This is a genomic window from Leifsonia sp. SIMBA_070, assembly GCF_046534635.1.
In the GTDB taxonomy this organism is placed as follows: domain Bacteria; phylum Actinomycetota; class Actinomycetes; order Actinomycetales; family Microbacteriaceae; genus Leifsonia.
In genome coordinates this window covers 1-248 of record NZ_JAWRYK010000721.1, presented here as the reverse complement: position 1 = coordinate 248, position 248 = coordinate 1, and the positions used below count along the sequence as shown (strand labels likewise).

1 protein-coding gene is annotated in these 248 nt (G+C 66.9%); it reads right to left on the bottom strand.

Going from position 1 to position 248, the window contains the following annotated elements; genetic code table 11:
* Positions 1 to 235: PQQ-binding-like beta-propeller repeat protein (locus tag SB754_RS22130; protein WP_410784439.1), on the bottom strand; the 235-nt coding region annotated here is incomplete at its 3' end.
* Positions 236 to 248 lie beyond the last annotated feature (13 nt).

The following is a 248-nucleotide window of genomic DNA, read 5'->3' as shown; positions in this document are numbered from 1 at the left end:
GCCATAGGGCGTCACCGGTCTTGGCGTCATAGGCGATGAAGCGGGCGTCGGCCGAGCCCTGGAAGACGAGACCACCGGCGGTGGTGGTGGTGCCGCCATTCCATGGCGACAGATACTCCTGCCGCCACACTTCCTTCTGCGCCACGGGGTCCCACGCCAGGAGATGGCCGAAGGGCTTGGCCTCGGGGGTGATGGTGTTGACCAGATGCCCGATGTTCCAGCCGAGGTTGCTCATGGGGTGGCCGGGC